At 72.2% G+C, this 14460-nt stretch carries 9 protein-coding genes and 1 pseudogene; 7 read left to right on the top strand and 3 right to left on the bottom strand.

All coding sequences use genetic code 11. The features are described from left to right. Positions 1-25: 25 nt before the first annotated feature. The 4 genes from ACFJIT_RS02510 (at position 26) to hemE (ending at position 2754) form a co-directional block, all read left to right on the top strand. On the top strand, positions 26-670 hold the full coding sequence (locus tag ACFJIT_RS02510) for a TetR/AcrR family transcriptional regulator (RefSeq protein ID WP_379654924.1): 645 nt from the start codon (positions 26-28) through the stop codon (positions 668-670). A gap of 163 nt (positions 671-833) precedes the next feature. Beyond that, positions 834-1091 (top strand): WGR domain-containing protein, encoded by a 258-nt coding sequence (locus ACFJIT_RS02505; protein ID WP_130517162.1) that lies wholly within the window; start codon positions 834-836, stop codon positions 1089-1091. 2 nt (positions 1092-1093) lie between these two features. Further along, a complete protein-coding gene (locus ACFJIT_RS02500) occupies positions 1094-1651 on the top strand; it encodes a GNAT family N-acetyltransferase (RefSeq protein WP_379654923.1) in 558 nt (185 codons plus the stop codon). Between the two features lie 32 nt (positions 1652-1683). Further along, positions 1684-2754: a uroporphyrinogen decarboxylase gene (gene hemE / locus ACFJIT_RS02495; RefSeq protein ID WP_130517649.1), complete on the top strand. Its 1071-nt coding sequence runs from the start codon at positions 1684-1686 to the stop codon at positions 2752-2754. Positions 2755-2792: 38 nt separating this feature from the next. Here the strand turns inward: hemE and ACFJIT_RS02490 are convergent, their stop codons facing one another. From ACFJIT_RS02490 to ACFJIT_RS02480, 3 genes and pseudogenes are all read right to left on the bottom strand, one after another. Then, complete coding sequence (locus ACFJIT_RS02490) at positions 2793-4541, bottom strand: hypothetical protein (protein ID WP_379654922.1); 1749 nt, start codon at positions 4539-4541, stop codon at positions 2793-2795. A gap of 127 nt (positions 4542-4668) precedes the next feature. Next, positions 4669-8184, bottom strand: a complete 3516-nt coding sequence (locus ACFJIT_RS02485; RefSeq protein ID WP_379654921.1) for an ATP-binding protein — start codon at positions 8182-8184, stop codon at positions 4669-4671. A gap of 623 nt (positions 8185-8807) precedes the next feature. Next, a pseudogene (locus ACFJIT_RS02480) lies at positions 8808-12328 on the bottom strand (two-component regulator propeller domain-containing protein). 188 nt (positions 12329-12516) lie between these two features. Between ACFJIT_RS02480 and ACFJIT_RS02475 the strand changes: the two are divergent. Genes ACFJIT_RS02475 through ACFJIT_RS02465 form a run of 3 tightly spaced genes read left to right on the top strand, consistent with a single transcriptional unit; the run spans position 12517 to position 14343 of the window. Beyond that, positions 12517-13197, top strand: coding sequence for a YceI family protein (locus ACFJIT_RS02475; protein ID WP_379654920.1), 681 nt, complete (start codon positions 12517-12519; stop codon positions 13195-13197). Continuing rightward, a complete protein-coding gene (locus ACFJIT_RS02470) occupies positions 13194-13772 on the top strand; it encodes a cytochrome b (RefSeq protein WP_130524258.1) in 579 nt (192 codons plus the stop codon). Before ACFJIT_RS02475 ends, ACFJIT_RS02470 begins: the two co-directional genes overlap by 4 nt. A 1-nt stretch (position 13773) precedes the next feature. Further along, positions 13774-14343, top strand: coding sequence for a YceI family protein (locus ACFJIT_RS02465; RefSeq protein WP_130524259.1), 570 nt, complete (start codon positions 13774-13776; stop codon positions 14341-14343). Positions 14344-14460 lie beyond the last annotated feature (117 nt).

The following is a 14460-nucleotide window of genomic DNA, read 5'->3' as shown; positions in this document are numbered from 1 at the left end:
CCTTGTGGCACCCCCGACCAGCCCGATGCCTCCGCAACGCTCCGCCGCGCTCGACCCCACCGTCCCGCTCAACGCGCGCGCCCAAGCCCAGCGCGAACGCATCCTCGACGCCGCCCAGCGCTGCTTCATCGCCCGCGGCTTCCACGCCGCCTCGGTCAGCGACATCGCCACCGAGGCCGGCATCAGTCAGGGGCTGATGTACCGCTACTTCGACAACAAGCGGGCGATGATCCTGGCGCTGATCGAGCGCCAGCTGCGTTCGGACCAGGAGGGCATGCGGGCCACGCCGCTGTCGGCCAACATCGTCGAGGAGCTGCTGGAGATCCACCGGCTGTGGACGCGCGGCGAGGCGATCGCCGGCGGGGACGCGAGCATCGCCAGCGTGGCGCTGTACGTGGAGATCACCGCCGAGGCGCAGCGCGACCCGGTGGTGGCCCAGGTCCTGCAACGCCACGACCGCCTCACCACCCAGACCGTCTGCGACTGGCTGCGCCAGCACGATCTGTCGCGCGGCGCGCCGATCGACGAAGCCGACCTGCAGCGGCGCACCCTGCTGATGCGCACCGTGGTCGAAGGCCTGGCGATGCGCGCGGCGCGCGACCCGGACATCGCGCCGGACACCGTGCGCGCCATGCTGGCCGGCACCATGGCGCAGGTGCTGGGCGGCTGAGGCCGGAGCAACGGTCTCAGATCAAGCTGCGGCCTCCCTGTAGAGCGGAGCTTGCTCCGCTGGGGCTTTTCCATGATCCGGCCGAAACGCGGCGGAGCAAGCTCCGCTCTACAGGTGGGAGCCGCGACGCGGGCCTTCCCCCGCGCTGCGATAAACTCGCTTCATGCGCGTCCTTCTCCAGCAACACCCCAGCGTGGGCCAGACGCCCCGCTACCTGCAGCTGACCCTGCAGCCGGACCTGTTCGGCGGCTGGGAGCTGCTGCGCGAGGCCGGCCAGGTCGGGGGGCGTGGGCAGCTGCGACGCGAGCAGTTCATGGCCCAGGCCGAGGCCACCGCCGCGTTCGAGAAGCTGCGCGACACGCACATCAAGCGCGGCTATCAGGTGATGTTCGTGCACGGCTTCGAGGCGCCGCGCGCCTAGCCATGCAGCCGGTCCTCGACACGGAGCGCCTGCGGCTGCGTCCGTACCGGCCTTCGGACGCGGCCGACGTGCAGCGCCTGGCCGGCGACGCGCGCGTGGCCGACACCACGGCCAATATTCCTCACCCCTACCCCGACGGCGCGGCGCAGGCCTGGATCGCCGGGCTGGCGCCGGCGCTGGCCGCCGGCACGCGCATCGCCTACGCGATCACGCTGCGCCAGGACGGTGCCCTGATCGGCACGGTCGATCTGCACGAGATGTCCCGCACCCACGCGCGGGCGATGCTGGGCTACTGGATCGGCGTGCCGTACTGGGGCCAGGGCTATGCCACCGAAGCGACGCGCCGCCTGATCGATCATGGCCACGCCGCGCACGGCATCAGCCGCATCGGCGGCGCCTGCCTGGCGCGCAATCCGGCCTCGGCGCGGGTCATGGAGAAGGCCGGCCTGCGCCTGGAAGGCCGCCTGGTGGCACACGAATGCAAGCATGGGGTCTTCGAGGACCTGCTGCTGTACGGCCTGATCCTGCCCGGCCGCGTCCCCGCGCCCTCACCCGCCTGATTCCCTCTCTTTACGGAAGACCTGCCTTGTCCCTGCCGCCGCTCAAGAACGACCGCCTGCTGCGCGCCCTGCGCCGCCAGCCCACCGATCGCACGCCCGTGTGGCTGATGCGCCAGGCCGGGCGCTACCTGCCCGAGTACCGCGCCACGCGGGCGCGCGCCGGCAGTTTCTTAGGGATGGCCAAGCACCCGGAGATCGCCTGCGAGGTCACGCTGCAGCCGCTGGCGCGCTTCGAGCTGGACGCGGCGATCCTGTTCTCCGACATCCTCACCATCCCCGATGCGATGGGGCTGGAGCTGTACTTCGTCGAAGGCGAAGGCCCCAAGTTCCGCCATACCGTGCGCAGCGCCGACGAGGTCGCGCGCCTGGGCGTGCCGGACATGGAGACCGAGCTGCGCTACGTCATGGACGCGGTGCGCCTGATCCGCCGCGAGCTGGACGGCCGCGTGCCGCTGATCGGCTTTTCCGGCAGCCCGTGGACGCTGGCCTGCTACATGGTCGAAGGCGGCGGCAGCAAGGACTTCGCCCGGATCAAGGCGATGGCGCTCAACGACCCGGACACGCTGCACGCCCTGCTCAAGGTCAACACCGATGCGGTGATCGCCTACCTGGCCGCCCAGCACGCGGCCGGCGCGCAGGCGCTGCAGGTGTTCGACACCTGGGGGGGCGTGCTGAGCCCGGCCATGTACCGCGAGTTCTCCCTGCCCTACCTGCAGCGCATCGCCGCCGAGCTGGAGCGCGGACACGGCGCCGAGCGCGCGCCGCTGATCCTGTTCGGCAAGGGCAACGCCGCGCACCTGGAGGCGCTGGCCGCCAGCGGCACCGAGGCGGTCGGCGTGGACTGGCTGGTGGAACTGGAGGAAGCCGCGCGCCGCACCGCCGGCACGGTGGCGCTGCAGGGCAACCTCGACCCGGCGGTGCTGTACGGCTCGCCCGCGGCGATCGACGTGCAGGTCAAGCGCGTGCTGGACAGCTACGCCGCCGGCAACGGCGGGTCGCGCGATGGCCACGTCTTCAACCTCGGCCACGGCATGTCGCCGGACATGAACCCCGATCACGTCACCGCACTGGTCCAGGCCGTGCATCGGCACAGCGCGCGCTGACGCGCGACAGCCTGGCGCGCGACTTCGCGCGCCAGGTTTCAGCCGCGGGCCATCGTCGCCTGGCGCTCCTGCTGCTGCGCCGGATCCTGCGGCTGCGTCATCGTCAGCAACTGGGCGCCGGTCTGCTGCGCCTGCGGCGCCGGCTGACGCAGATCCACGCCGGCGCGCTGGCCCGGCTGATCGCCCGCCAGCCACAGGGTCTGGTCGTGGACGCCGACCTGCCGCAAGCGCTCGACCGTGATGCCTTCCTGGCGCGCCAGCAGCGTGGCGCGGGCGAGATGGTCTTCGCTCACGCCGGCCGGGGCGCGGTCCCGGATCGCGGCGAAGAGCGGCGTATCGGGATGGCCGGCATGGCCCAGCTGCGGCGGCGAGGCCGCCGCGGTGTTGAAGTCGACCTTCGGTGCGGCCGGCGATGGCGCGCCCGGGGCGGGCGCCCGCGGTCCCTGCACCGCGGCGCCTTCCAGCTGCCCGGGCAGCGGCGAGAACGACAGCGGCCGTCCGCGCGCCTCTTCGCCCGAGCGCAGCGCGACGGTGTACAGGGTCGAAGGCAGGCCGGCCAGCGTGCTGGGGTTGTGGATCAGGTCGACGGCGAAGCGTTCCGGCGTGCGCTGGCCGCCCTGGGGCGTCGGCTCGGCCAGCAGGCGGATCACATCGTTGCCGCCGGTGCGCGCGATGTTCTGGTTGGCACGCTGGGTCTGCGCCTGCAGCCCCGCCATCTCCTGCTCGGTGAAGCGCAAGGTGGCCTCCTGGCCGGCCTTGAACGGCGTCGCGCCCTCGCGTCCGTAGACCGCGTTGAGCTGACCGGCCTGGGTGGCGTCCGGGGTGAAGCGATAGCGATAGCTGCGCTCGCCCGGCGTGCCGTCGGCGGCGAAGGACTGGTCGATCCGAAGGCTGACATCGTGCTCGCGGTAGCGCAGCGTGCGCGAGACCTCGGCGCTGCCGTCGCCGTGCACGGTGCGCACGGCCTGGCCGCTGTTGACGCCGGTCGATAGCGAGGTCGAGCGTGCGCCCAGGCCAAGATCGACCTTGCCTTCCGAACGCAGGTCCAGGCGCGAGACCGTGCTGACCTCGGACAGCCCGGGCGCATCGCGTTCGGGCATGACGCCGGAGCGCATGAAGGCGTCGTAGGCCTGGCGGCCCTGCGGATTGGACAGATCGAACTGCGCGGTGTGCAGCGTGCCACCGGACACATGATCCTCCCGTCCGAGCATGGCGCTGGCCGGGCCGAGCTTCAGGCCGACGCCGTGGTAGGCCTCCACCGCCTCGCGCGGACCGGCCACGACGCGCACGCGCTGGCCTTCCAGCGCCTCGATCGAGACCTGGACGCCCTGCTCCTGCCCCACACGATCCCGGGTGGCCAGCTGCCGCAGCCGGGTGCCGACCTCGACGCTGCCGGTGTGCGCCGCGTCCATGCTGATGCGCGTGCCCACCGGCATCGACGCCGGGTCGAAGGGATTGATCGAACGCGGGTCGATCTCGCGCGCGGCACGCTCGGGCACCGCGGCCTCGAACCTGACCGTGCCGCCCTCCTGCACGCGGGCGTCGACGCCGAAGCCGCGCGCCGCCGCGTTGCCTTGGACGAAACCGCTCAGGCGGCCTTCCAGCGTGTAGCGCACCTGGCCCTCGGCGTGGGTGATCGCGCCTTCGACCCTGGCATCGAGCCCGGCCTTGAGGTGTTCGCCGCCGGCGCGCAGCTGGCCTTCGGCCTGCGCACCGTGTTCGGTCAGCCGGCCATCGAGTTTGCCGGTGAGCGCAGTCGGCGGCGGATCGGCACGGACAGCAGACACGGGCGGCGTGGAGGACTCATCCATGACGAGGGCTCGGCAGCGGATCGGGGGCGCGATGCTACCAAGCGCTGTACCGGGTCCTCGCCGAAGCACGCGCAAACCTAGACGGAATGCTCACCAGCACAGCTCACCGGCACAGCGCCGCGATCGCCTCCTCGAGCAGGTCGCCGGTGACCGGCTTGCGCAGGAAGCCGTCGAAGCCGGCGGCGCGCGCCAGCGGTTCTGCCTCGGCGTCGGCGCGGGCCGTGACTGCCAGCAGCGGCAGGTCCAGGCCCTGGGCGCGCAGCTGGGTGGCCAGGGCCAGGCCATCCAGGCCGGGCAGGTCGAGGTCGAGCAGGGCGATGTCGAAGCGCTCCACGCGCGCCTCGGTCAGGGCCGCCAGCCCGTGCGCCACCGCACGCACGCGGTGGCCGCGTGTCTGCAGCAGGCCGCTGATGACCGCGGCGACGGTGGGGTCGTCCTCGACCAGCAGCACGGACAGCGGCTGCACCTGCCGCGCGTGGCGATCGCGCACCGCCGGCACGAGTGTATCCGCCGCGGCCGGCAGCGGCAGGTACGCCAGGAACCGCGTGCCCTGCCCCGGCGCGCTGTCCACCGTGATCCGCCCGCCCATGGCCTGGGCCAGCTCCTGGCAGATCGCCAGGCCCAGGCCGCTGCCACCGTAGCGCGCGGTGGTGCGTGCGCCTTCGGCCTGCTCGAAGCGCTGGAACAGCCGCGTCTGCTGTTCGGCGCTCATGCCCGGCCCGGTATCGCTGACGATAAGCACCACACCCGCCTCCGCCGCCTGCACGTGCAGCGCGACGCGGCCGCGCGCGGTGAACTTGACCGCATTGCCCAGCAGGTTCATCGCGATCTGGCGCACGCGCAGCGGATCGCCGCGCAGCGCGCGCGGCACGTCCGCGTCCACCTGCCAGTCGAAGGCCAGGCCCTTGCGCTCGGCGTTGGGTGCGATGAGGGCGGCGACCTCGCCGAGCAGTTCGCGCAGGTCGAAGTCCTGCACGTCCAGCGCCAGCCGTCCGGCCTCGATGCGGGCCAGGTCCAGCGCGTCGTTGACCAGACGCAGCAGATGCGTGCCGGCCTTCTGGATCGCCGCCACATAGCCGCGTTGGTTGGCGTCCAGCGGCGTGGCGGCGAGCAGTTCGCTCATGCCCAGCACGCCGGTCATCGGCGTGCGCACCTCATGGCCCAGCGTGGCCAGGAAGTGGGTCTTGGCCTGCGAGGCCTGTTCGGCCAGCACGCGCCTGTGCTGGGCCATCTGCCATGCGCTGCGCCGCTGCACGCGACGCCGATACGCCCAGGCGCCGGCCAGCAGCAGGCACAGCCCCAGCAGCGAGAGCGCGAGCAGGCCGGGCACGCTGCGCCACCACGGCGGGGCCACGCTGAAATGCAAGCGATGCACGGCCGAGGCGTTGCCGCTGGCGTCGAAGCCCTGCAGCGCCAGCGTGTAGTCGCCCGGCGCCAGCGCGGAGAGCACGCGATCGCCGCTGGCGCCCTGATCGACCCAGTCCGGATCCAGGCCGAGCAGGCGCGAGCGGTAGCGGCTGCCGGCCACATCGTCGAAGGCCAGCAGCCGCACGCCCACGCGCAGCTCGCGATCGTCCGGCCGCAGGCGCGGCGTCGACGCGGGCAGCGCTTCGATGCGGCCCTCGCGCACGACCGTGGGCGGCCGCAGCAGCAGCGGCGGCGAGATCGCGGTGCGGTCGGGTGTGGCCGGGTCGATCAGCACCAGCGCGCCATCGCTGGTGGTCGAGGCCAGCACGCCGCTTTCGAGGCGGTACAGGCATTTTTCGAGGAACTCCTGGCTGCTCAGTCCGTCGCGCACGCCGAAGGTGCGCACCACGACGCGCTGCGGATCGGACACGTCCACGCGCAGCAGGCCGCGCTGGGTGGCCAGCCACAGCCGGCCCTGGCCGTCGCGCTGCATGCCGTTGGCGGTCACGTTGGGCAGACCGGCCTCGATGCGGCGCGACAGCTGCCAGCGTCCCTCGTGCCATTGCCAGCGTTCCAGTTCCCCGATGCGGAACACCCACAGCGCCTGCGCCGATTCGGGCACGAAGCCGGATACCTCCAGCGCGCCGTCCGGCCCGTCCACCGGCAGCAGGCGCCGCGTGGCCGACTCCCAGCGCAGCAGGCCGGTGCCGCTGGCGATCCAGGGTTCGCCATCGGGCCCCAGGCGCAGCTGCTGGAAGGCCAGTTCGTGGCCGGTGACGGGATGCCGGGCGAATGCATCCAGGACCTCGCCGCTGCGGCCATCGCGACGCTGCACCGCGCCCGGCGTGCCCAGCCACAGATCGCCGCGCGCATCCTCCAGCAGGGTCTCGGGCGCGAACGCCACCTGCCCGGCGCTGTGCAGCGGCCAGTCGCGGCGCGCGCCGGTGGCCAGATCCAGCCGCACCAGGACGGCCGGGCGCACGCCCAGCCACAGCGCGCCGCGCCGGTCCTGCACCGCGCTGGTCAGGCCCAGATGCAGCGGGTCGATGCCGCGGAAGGCGGTCACCGTCACCGCGCCGCTGCGGCTGTCGACCTGCTCCAGGGTGCCGGCCGCGTCGGTCTGCCACAGCACGCCGTGGCGGCCGGGAGCCACGCTGCAGTAGGGACTGATCGAGGTGCCCTTGGCCGCCGGCAGCACGGCCATGCGCCGCCAGTCCGGGCGCAGATACGCCAGGCCCTTGCCGACCACGCCCATCCACAGTCCACCGCCGGCCACCGCCTGGAAGCTGGTGACGAAGTGGCGGTCGAACAGTCCGTCGCGATCGCGCACCCACTGCGGCGCCCGCGCGCCATGCGTCAGCCACAGGCCGTTGGCGGTGCCGAGCCAGGACTCGCCGTCGCCCGCATCGGCGACGGCGAGGATCTGATTGGCGCCCTCGAACATCGCCGACCACGCCGGCGTGCGCCAGACCTCGTCGCGGCCCAGGACGCGCGGCCCGGCGCGGGTGCCGGCCCACAGCGTGTCGCCGACGCGGGTCAGCGAGAGCACGGCCAGCGCGCCGGGGCCGCCTGCGGGCAGCGCGTGGAGTCGGCCGGCCTGCACGTAGGCCAGCCCGGCTTCGGTGCCGACCCAGAGCCGGCCGCGCGCATCGACGGCCAGGCTGGTGACCACATCCGAGGGCAGCACGCCGCCGGTGTTGGCGTGGTCGAAGCGGGTCAGCGCGCCGTCGGCGTCGATGCGGTACAGGCCGCCGCCGTTGGTGCCGAACCAGACGTGATCGTCCAGGCCGGCGATCGCGTACACGTCGTCGCTGCGCATCTGCGGGTACTGCGCGCGGCGGTAGTGGCGGAAGCCGCGGCGTCCGGCGTCGAGCACGCTCAGGCCGGCGCTGGCCACCCAGACCTGGTCATGCGGATCGACATACAGCGCCTGCTGCAAGTTACCGGCCACCGAGGCGGGGTCGCGCGGGTCGTGCTGCCAGACGGTGAACTCGGTGCCGTCGAAGCGCGCCAGTCCGTCGTAGGTGGTCAGCCACAGATAGCCGGTGCGATCGGTGGCCAGGGCGGTGATCGAGGTCGAGGGCAAGCCTTCAGCGGTGGCAGTCAGGCGGAACGCGGGCCGCTGCGGCACCTGCGCGTGGGCCTTCGCCACGGCGCAGCACAGCGCCAGCGTCCAGAGCACACGGCGCAGCCCCTCGCACCGGCATTCCATGCTTCGGCTCACTCCATCGATGTCCCCGGTTCATCCTCGCAACGCGCATCGGCGTGTGCAAGCGCCGGTGCGATTCGGATGTGGCCAAAAATGTGTTTTCTCTCGATTAGGGGACAGCGGTGCCTGTGCGCTGGATCGCGGCGCCTTGGGCGGTCTGGCTTCGGAAGGGCGGCGGTCCGGCGGGCGATGTCCGCTTTTCCCTCAATCAGGGCATCCTGCCCTGATTCGGGCGCTCGGCTTCCTGCCTCGCTCATCGCGGCCACCGCCCGCCGGCCCGCTGCCGCGCGCGTCAACTCAAAGGACTCCGGGTCGAAGAAGTCCTGATCTTTCTTGGCGCAGAGCGCCGCCCCCCTGTGGGAGCCGCCATGGCGGCGATGGGGCTTTACCGGGAAGGCCTCATCGCCGCCATGGCGGCTCCCATCCGTAGAGCGGAGCTTGCTCCGCTGCTCTTCGTTCAGTTCATGAGCAAGGCCCCAGCGGAGCAAGCTCCGCTCTACAGATAGGCCGCTGCGAGATTTGAGGAGACAGTTGCTCCCACCAAGCCGTGAGGCGCGGCCGATCTTTTCGCATCGCGGAAGTCGCTGGGTTCCCGCGTTCGCGGGAACCACGACCCGCGGCCAGCGCTACTCCTTGCGCAGATTGGCTGCCGCGCGCGCGGCAGTCATCGCGGCGGCCAGCAGTTCGCCGGTCACCGGCTTGCGCAGGAAGGCGTCGAAGCCGGCCTCACGCGCCTGCACTTCGGCCTGCGCATCGGCGCGTGCGGTCACCGCCAGCAGCGGCTGGGCGAAGCCCTGGCGGCGCAGTTCGCGCGCCAGCGCCAGTCCGTCCATGCCGGGCAGGTCCAGATCGAGCAGGGCGATATCGACCGGCGCCAGCGCCAGTTCGGTCAGCGCGGCCAGGCCATGCGGCACGGCGCGCACGCGGTGGCCGCGGGCCTGCAGCAGGCCGACGATCACCTCGGCGATGGTGGCGTCGTCCTCGACCAGCAGCACCGACAGCGGCACGTCGCCGGCGTCGGCCTGGACCACGCCGGTCGCATCGCCCTGCGCCACCGGTAGCGGCAGGTCGACCACGAAGCGCGTGCCCTCGCCCGGGGTGCTCTCCACCGCGATGCCGCCGCCCATCGCCGCGGCCAGCTCCTGGCTGATCGCCAGCCCCAGGCCGCTGCCGCCGTAGCGCGTGTGCGCACCGTCGCCCTGCTCGAAGCGCCGGAACAGCCGCGCCTGCTGCTCGGCGTTGATGCCCGGTCCGGTGTCGCTGACCACCAGGCGCAGGCCCTGCCCGTCCAGCGGCAGCGCCTGCAGGCGGACCTGCCCGCGCTCGGTGAACTTGACCGCGTTGCTCAGCAGGTTGAGCAGGATCTGGCGCACGCGCACCGCATCGCCGCGCAGCGCGGCCGGCAGCCGCGGATCGATCTCGCTGGTGAAGGTCAGGCCGCGCCGTTCGGCCATCGGCGCGGTCAGCGCGACCACTTCGTCCAGCAGTTCGCGCAGGTCGAAGTCCTGCTGATCCAGCTCCAGGCGGCCGGCCTCGATGCGCGCCAGGTCCAGCGCGTCGTTGACCAGCCGCAGCAGGTGGCGACCGGCGTTCTGGATCGAGCGGATGTAGCGGTGCTGGCGCTCGTCCAGCTTGGTGGCCAGCAGCAGTTCGCTCATGCCCAGCACGCCGGTCATCGGCGTGCGCACCTCGTGGCCGAGCGTGGCCAGGAACTGGGTCTTGGCCTGCGAAGCCTGCTCGGCCACGCTGCGCCGGTGCTGGGCCATCTGCCATTCGGTGCGGCGGCGCAGGCGCCGGCGGTAGGCGTGCATCCACCAGGCGATCAGCACGATCAGCAGGCCGACCATGCAGGCCACGCCCCACGGGCTCTGCCACCACGGCGGGGCCACGCGGAAACGCAGTGTCTTGACCTGCGACCACACGCTGTCGCTGCTGCGGCCCTGCACTTCCAGCGCGTAGCGGCCCGGCGGCAGGCGCGAGAAGATGCGCTCGCCGGTGTTGCCCACCTCGACCCAACCCGGGTCGTAGCCGCTGAGGCGGAAGCGATAGGTAGTGCCCTCGGCGCCGGTGAAGGACAGCAGACGCGCGATCACGTGCAGGTCGCGGTCCTCGCTGTCCAGCAGCGGATGGCCGACATGGGTCAGGTCGAGGCCGCGATCGCCGCGGCGCACGCCGACGAATTCGAACTGCAGGTCCGGCCGCCGCGCCGAGGGCACCAGCCGCGCCGGGTCGAACAGCACCAGGCCATCGGGCGTGGCCATCGACAGCTGGCCACTGACGGCCTGGACCAGGGTGCCGTGGCGGATCTCGGGGTTCGGCAGGCCGTCGCGCACGCTGTAGGTGCGCACCGTGCCCTGGATCGGATCGACCCGCGCCAGGCCGCGGCTGGAGATGGTCCACACCACGCCGCGCGCGTCCACGCGCATCCCGGTCGGGGCGATGGACGGGAAATCCTGCGCGATGCCGATCGACTGCCGCCAGCGCAGGCGATGGCCATCCCAGGCGTAATGGTCCAGCTGGCCCATGCGCCCGGTCCACAGGCTGCCGTCGGCGGCCAGGTCCAGCGAGAACACGGGCTGATCCGGCGCGCCGGGCACGGCGGCCAGGCGCCCACGCGCGGCATCCAGGTCAGCACGCCCTGGTTGGTGGCCAGCCACAGGCGCTGGTCGGCGTCGCAGCGCATCTGCTGCACGACCAGGCCGGAGGGATAGTCGGCGGTGCCGCGTTCCAGATTGCGCAGCACATGGCCCTGCTCGTCGCGCAGCTGCAGGCCGGCCGAGTTGGTGCTGATCCACAGCTGCGCGCCGCAGCGGCGCAGTTCGACGATGCCGCCGGGCAGCGGCTTGTCGCGGGCATCGTCCACGGTCCACTCGCGCCGCTGGCGGGTGGCCGGGTCGTAGCGCAGCAGCTTGTCGATCAGCCCGACCCAGACCCGACCCTGGCTGTCCTCCTCCACCGACTGCGGCCAGTTGACCGGATCCAGCGGCTGGATGTGCTGCTCCACCCGGCCGGTCGCCGGATCCAGCCAGTCCAGCGCGCCGCGGGTGCCGACCAGCCACAGCCCGCCGCGTCTGGACGGCGCCTGCGCCAGCACGAACGGGTTGGTCATGGTGCTCGGGTCGCTGGCGTCGTTGGTGAGCACGGCGAACTGGCGCCAGTTGGCCGGCAGATGCCACAGCCCCGCGTTGAGGCTGGCGAACCACAGGCCGCCGTCGCGGTCCTCGTAGCCGCCCATCCAGTTGGGCTTGACCACGCCGCGCGCCGAGACGCTGTACAGCGGCACGTTGCGCACCGTGCCGTCGGCGGCCTTGTAGCCCATGCCGGCGGCGGTATCGAGCCAGTAGGTGCCGGCGATGTCGCGCAGCATGGTCTGCAGGATCGGGATGTGGGTGACCGGCCGCCACGGGTCGCGCACCCAGCTGCCGTCGGGCTTGCGCAGCGACACGCCGCGGCTGGTCGCCACCCACAGGCTGCCGTCGGCCTCGACCGTGAGGCGGTTGATCGTGGGCGAAGGCAGCGCCGTCGATGGCACGCGTTCGAAGTCGTGCCCGGTCCAGCGCGCCAGGCCGCTGCGCGTGCCCACCCACAGGCTGCCGTCCGGCGTCACCGCCATGTGCACCACATCGCGCCCGGACAGCGCGCGCGGGTCGTCGGGCCTGGCCCGGTAGAGCTCGAAGCGCCCGTCCGGCAGGCGCCGGGTCAGCCCGCCGGCCGAGGTGCCGAACCACAGGCTGCCATCCGGCGTGGCCGAGATGCACCAGATGGAATTGCTGCGCAGCTGCGGGGTGTTGGCGCGGTTGTAGAAGCGGAAGTTGCGGCGATCGGCGTCGAAGACCGCCACGCCCTCGTTCTCGGTGCCGATCCACAGCTGGTTGCGCGCATCGACGTACAGCGCCCACAGCTGGTTGTCCCTGAGCCCGTGCTCCATCCGCCAGATGCGGAAGCCGCGCCCGTCATAGCGCGCCAGGCCGTCGCTGCTGGCCATCCACAGATAGCCTAGGTGGTCCTCGGCGAAGGCGGTGATGGTGGCGCTGGGCAGGCCGTCGGCCACGCCCATCTGCCGCGGCTGCGGGGTCAGCGGGACAAGCGCGCCCGCCAGCCCGCTCCAGGCCAGCAGGCTCCACAACACGATCGCGCGTCCCCACATCCGGATCTCTTCCTTCACCCGCCTGCGCGCGCCATCACGACCCGCCTGCGGGCCATCGTGCAGGCCCGTGGCCGGCGCTGGCAACTGCGCGCGCCGCGGGTCCGGCCTGAACGCCATTGCGCGCCGCGCAATGGAATGTTGCCGCAGGGCCCGAAGCGCGCGACCGGCGGCATGCCTAGAATCCCCCCATGCCCAACCCATCCCGCCTCCGCACGCTGCGCTCGCGCCTCTGCCTGCTCGCCGCCCTGGCCATGCCGGGCGCCGCCTGGGCCACCAGCGAGACCTACCAGCTCGATCCGGTCCACACCCGGGTGCTGTTCTCCGTCTCGCACGCCGGCTTCTCGCAGGCGATGGGCACGGTCTCGGGCAGCACCGGGCTGATCGAAGTCGACCCCGACGACTGGAGCCGCGCGCGCGTGCAGGTCAGCGTGCCGCTGGAGCGCGCCGATCTGGGCGATGCGGCCTGGAACAAGGCCGTGGCCGCCTCCAACCTGCTCGACGTCAAGGACCATCCGCGCGCCGAGTTCGTCTCCACCCGGGTCATGCCGCGCGGCGGCGACCACTTCGACGTGGTCGGCCAGCTGACCCTGCACGGCGTCACCCGCGAGGTCACCCTGGCGGTGACCTTCAACCAGCTCAAGCGCCATCCGCTGCCGCCGTTCCGGCGCACGGTGGGCTTCTCGGCCACCACCACGCTCAGCCGCGCGGCCTTCGGCATCGATGCCTGGCCCTCGGTGATCGGCGATGCGGTGCAGCTGAACCTGCAGGTGGAGGCCACGCGCACGCGCGAGGCGCTCGAACCCGCCGCCGCCACGCCCGCCGACCCCACCTCCCCGTCCACGCCCGCCCAGGAACCCGCCACGCCATGACCCGAGCCAACGCCCAACGCTGGGGCGCCGTCAGCCAGACCCTGCACTGGCTGATCCTGCTGTTGCTGCTGGTGCTTTGCGTGGTCGGCCTGACCATGGGCGACCTGCCGCGCACGCCCAAGTACTTCTGGGTCTATACCGCGCACAAGTCGCTGGGCATCACCGTGCTGGTGCTGGTGGCGCTGCGCCTGGCCTGGCGCCTGTACGCCGGCGCGCCGCCGCCGGTGCCGGGCACGCCGCGCTGGCAGCACGCCATCGCCACGCTGACCCACGTGCTGCTGTATGGGGTGATGTTCGCCATGCCGCTGTCGGGCTGGCTGTACGACTCGGCCAGCGGGCTGCGGCCGTTCAAGTTCTTCGGCCTGTTCGAGATGCCCAAGCTGGTCGCGCCCGACGAACACCTGCGCCACCTGGCCCATTCGGCGCACGAATGGGGCCTGTACGTGCTGATCGTGCTGGTGGCGCTGCACGCCGGCGCGGCGTTCTACCACCACCTGTTCCAGGGCGACGCCACGCTCGCCCGCATGCTGCCGCGCGGCTGGTTGCGCGTGTCGGCCCAACCGAAGGATGCATGACATGTCCCGCCATTTCCTCAGCCCCGCCCTGACCGCCGCCGCCCTGGTGGCCGCCTTCGTCGCCGCCCCGGCCCGCGCCGCCACCTACGTGCAGGCGCCCGGCTCGACGCTGGTGTTCGCCAGCAGCTACGACGGGGAGACCTTCACCGGCAAGTTCGGCAAGTTCGACACCAAGGTCAGCTTCGATCCGGCACACCCGGAGTTGGGCACGATCGACGTCACCATCGGCCTGGCCGGCACCAGCAGCGGCAACGGCGACCGCGACTCGACCCTGGCCAGCGCGGACTTCTTCGACGTGGGCAAGTTCGCCCAGGCCACCTACAAGGCCAAGGGCTTCAAGTCGCTGGGCGGCGATCGCTACAGCACCGACGGCGTGCTGACCCTGCGTGGGGTCTCCAAGCCGGTGACGCTGACCTTCGTGTGGACGCCGGGCGCGCAGCCCACGCTGGCCGGCAAGGCCACGGTCAAGCGCCTGGACTTCGGCGTCGGCGGCGGCGACTGGAAAGACACCAAGACCATCCCCGACGCGGTGGCCATCAGCACCAAGGTCGTGCTCAAGCCCGGCAGCTGAGCGGCGAGGGATTGGTGGGAGCAGCCACGGCGGCGATGAAGCTTTCCCGTTAAAGCCCTATCGCCGCCGTGGCGGCTCCCACCTGTAGAGCGGAGCTCGCTCCGCTGGGGCCTTCCC

It is taken from the genome of Pseudoxanthomonas sp. UC19_8, assembly GCF_042700505.1.
Taxonomy (GTDB): domain Bacteria; phylum Pseudomonadota; class Gammaproteobacteria; order Xanthomonadales; family Xanthomonadaceae; genus Pseudoxanthomonas_A; species Pseudoxanthomonas_A winnipegensis.
Note: the sequence above shows the minus strand (reverse complement) of the source record. Positions and strands in the feature narration are given on the sequence as shown.

Excerpts from the sequence above, each read along its gene's own strand:
- ACFJIT_RS02510 (WP_379654924.1), top strand. The coding sequence starts at position 26 with ATGCCTCCGCAACGCTCCGCCGCGCTCGACCCCACCGTCCCGCTCAAC.
- ACFJIT_RS02505 (WP_130517162.1), top strand. The coding sequence starts at position 834 with ATGCGCGTCCTTCTCCAGCAACACCCCAGCGTGGGCCAGACGCCCCGC.
- ACFJIT_RS02500 (WP_379654923.1), top strand. The coding sequence starts at position 1,094 with ATGCAGCCGGTCCTCGACACGGAGCGCCTGCGGCTGCGTCCGTACCGG.
- ACFJIT_RS02485 (WP_379654921.1), bottom strand. The coding sequence starts at position 8,184 with ATGGAATGCCGGTGCGAGGGGCTGCGCCGTGTGCTCTGGACGCTGGCG.
- ACFJIT_RS02475 (WP_379654920.1), top strand. The coding sequence starts at position 12,517 with ATGCCCAACCCATCCCGCCTCCGCACGCTGCGCTCGCGCCTCTGCCTG.
- ACFJIT_RS02470 (WP_130524258.1), top strand. The coding sequence starts at position 13,194 with ATGACCCGAGCCAACGCCCAACGCTGGGGCGCCGTCAGCCAGACCCTG.
- ACFJIT_RS02465 (WP_130524259.1), top strand. The coding sequence starts at position 13,774 with ATGTCCCGCCATTTCCTCAGCCCCGCCCTGACCGCCGCCGCCCTGGTG.